The following is a 1540-nucleotide window of genomic DNA, read 5'->3' as shown; positions in this document are numbered from 1 at the left end:
GAAGCGGTACCTGCGAGGGGCCGTGGAGGTATGGGAAGTGCGAATGCGGACATGAGTAGCGACAAGGAGAGTGAGAAACTCTCCCGCCGAAAGTCCAAGGGTTCCTGCGCAAGGCTAATCCGCGCAGGGTGAGCCGGCCCCTAAGGCGAGGGCGACAGCCGTAGCCGATGGAAACAGGGTGAACATTCCCTGGCCCGCCAGATGTGACAGCCGTGAAGTTCTGTATGCCCTTACTGGATTGGGTGTGCAGCTGGATCGGCTCGGGAAATAGCACTGGCATTATGGACCGTACCCTAAACCGACACAGGTGGACTGGTAGAGCATACCAAGGCGCTTGAGAGAACCATGCTGAAGGAACTAGGCAAATTGCTCGCGTAACTTCGGGATAAGCGAGACCCAATCTTGCGCAAGCAGGGTTGGGTGACACAAACCAGGGGGTGGCGACTGTTTAGTAAAAACACAGGGCTCTGCGAAATCGAGAGATGACGTATAGGGTCTGACGCCTGCCCGGTGCCGGAAGGTCAAGGGGAGATGTGCAAGCATCGAACCGAAGCCCCGGTAAACGGCGGCCGTAACTATAACGGTCCTAAGGTAGCGAAATTCCTTGTCGGGTAAGTTCCGACCTGCACGAATGGCGTAACGACCTCCCCACTGTCTCCAGCATGGGCTCAGCGAAATTGAATTCCCCGTGAAGATGCGGGGTACCCGCGGTTAGACGGAAAGACCCTATGAACCTTTACTGCAACTTCGCAGTGGCGCCAGGAAGGGACTGTGTAGGATAGGTGGGAGCCAATGAAGCCGGGGCGCTAGCCTTGGTGGAGGCAACCTTGAAATACCACCCTGTGCCTTTCTGGCGTCTAACTGAGCCCCGTTAACCGGGGCCAGGACCCTGCGTGGTGGGCAGTTTGACTGGGGCGGTCGCCTCCCAAATGGTAACGGAGGCGCGCGATGGTGGGCTCAAGCCGGTCGGACATCGGCTGTTGAGTGCAAAGGCACAAGCCCGCCTGACTGTGAGCGCGACAGCGCGAACAGAGACGAAAGTCGGCCTTAGTGATCCGGTGGTCCCGCGTGGAAGGGCCATCGCTCAACGGATAAAAGGTACTCTAGGGATAACAGGCTGATCTCCCCCAAGAGTCCACATCGACGGGGAGGTTTGGCACCTCGATGTCGGCTCATCGCATCCCGGGGCTGGAGCAGGTCCCAAGGGTTCGGCTGTTCGCCGATTAAAGCGGTACGTGAGCTGGGTTTAGAACGTCGTGAGACAGTTCGGTCCCTATCTGCCGTGGGTGCAGGAGACTTGCGAGGATCTGTCCCTAGTACGAGAGGACCGGGATGGACGTACCTCTGGTGTACCAGTTGTGGCGCCCGCCGCATCGCTGGGTAGCTAAGTCCGGACGGGATAACTGCTGAAGGCATCTAAGCAGGAAACCCCCCTCCAAACGAGGTCTCCCTCGAGGGCCGTGATAGACCATCACGTCGATAGGCCGCAGGTCGAAGTCGGGTAACCGACGCAGCCGAGCGGTCCTAATCGCCCGATAGA

1 rRNA gene is annotated in these 1540 nt (G+C 58.8%); it reads left to right on the top strand.

Annotation, left to right across the window (positions count from 1 at the left end):
- Positions 1 to 1540: ribosomal RNA gene (locus tag BLR02_RS28225) — 23S ribosomal RNA — on the top strand; the annotation flags it as partial.

The sequence above is a fragment of the Belnapia rosea genome, from assembly GCF_900101615.1.
Lineage (GTDB): Bacteria > Pseudomonadota > Alphaproteobacteria > Acetobacterales > Acetobacteraceae > Belnapia > Belnapia rosea.
The sequence above is the reverse complement of the archived record's forward strand: the minus strand, read 5'-3'. Positions and strand labels throughout refer to the sequence as shown.